Origin of the sequence: Chitinophaga sp. (genome assembly GCF_036569125.1) — a bacterium.
GTDB lineage: Bacteria > Bacteroidota > Bacteroidia > Chitinophagales > Chitinophagaceae > Chitinophaga.
In genome coordinates, this window is record NZ_DATCRF010000640.1 from 1 (window position 1) to 3,866 (window position 3,866).

At 49.3% G+C, this 3,866-nt stretch carries 3 protein-coding genes and 1 pseudogene; 3 read left to right on the plus strand and 1 reads right to left on the minus strand.

What is annotated here, in order from left to right:
- Both VIM87_RS23950 and VIM87_RS23955 read left to right on the plus strand, forming a co-directional pair.
- Positions 1-716 (plus strand): sensor histidine kinase (locus VIM87_RS23950; protein ID WP_331999456.1); only part of this gene is annotated, 716 nt, incomplete at its 5' end.
- Between the two features lie 94 nt (positions 717-810).
- The gene (locus VIM87_RS23955) at positions 811-1,539 is read left to right on the plus strand and encodes a LytR/AlgR family response regulator transcription factor (RefSeq protein WP_089906581.1); all 729 of its coding nucleotides are present in this window, start codon (positions 811-813) and stop codon (positions 1,537-1,539) included.
- 171 nt (positions 1,540-1,710) lie between these two features.
- On the opposite strand, the gene VIM87_RS23960 is transcribed toward VIM87_RS23955, so the two are convergent.
- On the minus strand, positions 1,711-2,469 hold the full coding sequence (locus VIM87_RS23960) for a geranylgeranylglyceryl/heptaprenylglyceryl phosphate synthase (RefSeq protein ID WP_331999457.1): 759 nt from the start codon (positions 2,467-2,469) through the stop codon (positions 1,711-1,713).
- A gap of 528 nt (positions 2,470-2,997) precedes the next feature.
- Here VIM87_RS23960 and VIM87_RS23965 point away from each other — a divergent pair.
- Positions 2,998-3,866: pseudogene (locus VIM87_RS23965) on the plus strand (vitamin B12-dependent ribonucleotide reductase); the annotation flags it as partial.

Below are 3,866 nucleotides of genomic sequence, written 5' to 3' on the forward strand. Positions count from 1 at the left end.
CCCGCCGGCAGGTAGTGGGCGGCCTGTTGTCCAACTTCCTTATTACCTCCATCTGGTGGCTTATTTACTTCATCTGGCATTATATAGACCGGAGCCGGAATACGCAGCTGGATAAGCTGAAGCTGGAAAGCACCGTTAAAGAGCTGGAGCTGAAAACCATTAAATCACAGCTGAACCCGCACTTTATTTTTAATGCATTGAACAGCATACGGGCCCTGGTAGATGAAAATCCCCAGCGGGCCCGCACCGCCATTACAGAGCTGTCTAATATTCTGCGCAGCTCCATGCAGGTGGAAAAGGTAGAAACCGTAAGTTTGGAGAACGAATTGAATATTGTAAAAGATTACCTGGCGCTGGAAAACATCCGCTTCGAGGAAAGGCTGAAGGTGCAATATGATATTGACCCGGAAACGCTGGAGCTGCCCATACCCCCGCTGATGTTGCAAACCCTGGTGGAAAATGCCATTAAGCACGGCATATCACGGGTGGTGAACGGCGGCGTGGTGCGCATTAGCTCCCATATGCGGCAAATGCAGCATGAGCTAACCATTGAAAATACCGGGCAAATCATGGGCAACATCATTAACGGGCAGGGATTTGGCCTGCAAAGCACCCGGCAGCGCTTAAGCCTGCTGTTTGGCCGCCGCGCCTCTTTTGACATTTATAACAAGAACGAGCAAACGGTAGAAGCAAAAGTGCTGATGCCCTTAATATAAGCGGTGGCTTTTAGCTGTTAGCCTTTAGCCATTAGCGTGAATTACGCAGCAAAGCTGATAGCTGCCAGTCATCAACCAAACAAACAGTTTTAAGATGAAGAAAGCATTAATAATCGATGATGAACGCCTGGCCAGGAGCGAGTTAAAAAAACTGCTGGCCGATCACCCGGAGATCGTGATCGTAGGAGAAGCGGTGAATGCAAAGGATGGATTGGAAAAGATTGAAACCCTGCACCCGGACCTGTTGTTCCTGGACATCCAGATGCCGGATAAAACAGGGTTTGATCTGCTGGCGGAGCTGGAAAGAACGCCCCAGGTGATCTTCACCACCGCCTATGATGAACATGCCCTCAAAGCTTTTGAGTACAATGCGCTGGACTACCTGTTAAAACCGGTGGAGCCTAAACGCCTGGCAGATGCCATTCACAAGCTGCACCAGCAGGAAGAAAAGGAGCGCCAGGCCGCCGTAGGCGGCATCCGTAATATACTTTCCGAGAACGACCAGGTGTTTGTAAAGGACGGCGACCGTTGCTGGTTTGTGAAGCTGCAGGAAATACGCCTGTTTGAAAGTGTGGGCAACTATGCCCGGGTGTATTTTGAGAATAATAAACCCCTGATCCTGAAATCACTGAATGCGCTGGAAGAGCGCCTGGATGAGCGTACCTTTTTCCGGGCCAACCGCAAGCATATTGTGAACCTGCGCATGATAGAAAAAATAGACACCTACTTTAACGGGGGCCTGCTGCTGGAAATGAGGGGCGGGGAAAAGATTGAGGTGAGCCGCCGGCAGGCTGTTAAGTTTAAGGAGATGATGAGCCTTTGAGAGGAGTTGGCGGTTAGCTGTTGGCGGTTAGCATTTAGCCGTTAGCTATTAGAAGGCAAGCCTATAAAGTAAAAGACCTGTTACATTATTGCAATGTAACAGGTCTCTTTATTTAAATATCTTTTTACTCGAACTATTCTTTCACTGACTGCCAACTGGCCACTGCGCCAACTATTTCACGATCAACGGTGCAGAGTGCACTGCGTTTGCGATCTCTTTTATCAGGGAAGTATCTTTTTCAATAGCATTGCCTACCACGATCACATCAGCGCCTGCTTTACAGTTCAGGTAAGCCTTTTCAGCATCCCGGATACCGCCGCCCACAATAATAGGTACGGTTACCTGGCTGGCTACACGGGCAATCATGCTTTCGCTGATGGCATCCCGGGCGCCGCTGCCGGAATCCATATATATCAGCCGCTGGCCCAGCATTTCACCGGCCATAGCCGTACACATGGCTATATCGTCCTTATCGGAAGGAATGGGAAAAGTATTACTAATGTAGGAAACCGTAGTAGGAACGCCGCCATCTATCACCATGTACCCTGTAGGGATCACTTCCAGCCCGCTTTTTTTCACAGCTACTGCAGATACCACGTGCTGGCCTATTAACAGGTCGGCATTACGGCCGGATATTACGCTCAGGTATAATAACGCATCTGCATACTGGGATACCTGGCTGGGACTACCGGGGAACAATACCACGGGAATATCGCAGCTGGCTTTAATACGCTGTACACACTCGTCCAGGTGTTGGGTAATTACCAGGCTGCCGCCCAGGAATATATAATCCACCTGCGCTGCCGTGCACTTTTCTGCCAGGTCGGTGATACCCGCAGGCGTAACCTTATCCGGATCAATCAGGACGGCAAATGACTTTGTACCTTTTGCTTTTCTTTCAGCGAAAGAAGTGTATAATTTTCTGTACATCAATTAATGCGTTGTTCCGGTTGTCGCAAATGTATAAAAAAATTGGTAATAAGTGACAGCTCATATTGTGGAATAACCGAATATGCATAAGGCTCATTTTTCATGAGAAAGGGCATTCTCCGATGGTAACAACCGGGCTGTTAATTGACATTTACAGCAATGTTTGGGCCATTTTTTGTTTATACACACCTTGTCAAAAGGCTGATACTGAGCCGGTTTTGGCGGGTTTTATTGTGGTAAAAGGCTTTCCCGGGGCTATAGCCGCCCGTCTGCATATTATCCACAAGCTGTTAATAAGAAAAGCGAGGTATCACGGATTTTAAAAATTAATTTTAAAGTACCTCAACAAGCATAGAAAATTCGATTGTTAAATCCTCCAGACATTGGGATATGAAACCGAGCATGCAGGCCTTTTTCACCCCTGAAAACAGCCGCCCGTAGCGGGCCGCATAACAAAAGAGTACAGTAAAGGAGTGTGAATAGTGAATGCAAGGTTCCGTCCGATCAAGGAACAAACTTTATAAACGGATGAAGCGTACCAGTAACCAAAGCGGGCTCGTATTTTCCCGCCATTTTACCGAAGAAGGTAAAAGCCCCTATGAGCAGTTTGAATATGAGTTCCGCTCGTCGGTGATCCGTAACCCCGGTGGTGATGTGGTGTTTGAAATGAACAATGTAGAAGTCCCAAAGGCCTGGTCCCAGATAGCAACCGACATACTGGCGCAAAAATATTTCCGGAAAGCGGGCGTACCCCAGCCGGATGGCTCCAAAGGCCGGGAAACCTCTGTAAAACAGGTGGTGCACCGTATGGCCAACTGCTGGCGTGCCTGGGGCGAGCGGGGCGGTTATTTTGCCAGTGAAAAAGATGCCCAGGTGTTTTATGACGAGCTGGCGTATTGTATGCTTAACCAGGGCTGTGTTCCCAACTCCCCCCAATGGTTTAATACCGGCCTGCATGAAAGCTATGGCATTACGGGTAAGCCCCAGGGCCACTATTTTGTAAATGCCAAAACCGGTGAGCTGGAAAGATCCACCTCCGCCTACGAGCGTCCCCAGCCCCATGCGTGTTTTATTTTAAGCGTGAGTGATGACCTGGTGAACGACGGCGGTATTATGGACCTGTGGGTGCGGGAAGCCAGGATCTTCAAATATGGCTCCGGCGTAGGCACCAACTTCTCCCACATCCGGGGCGAAGGTGAAAAGCTGAGCGGCGGCGGCACTTCCAGCGGCTTAATGAGCTTTTTAAAAATAGGCGACCGGGCTGCCGGCGCTATTAAATCCGGAGGCACTACCCGCCGGGCAGCCAAAATGGTGTGCCTGGACCTTGACCATCCGGAGGTGCTGGACTTCATCAACTGGAAAGTGGAAGAAGAGAAAAAAGTAGGAGCGCTGATTGC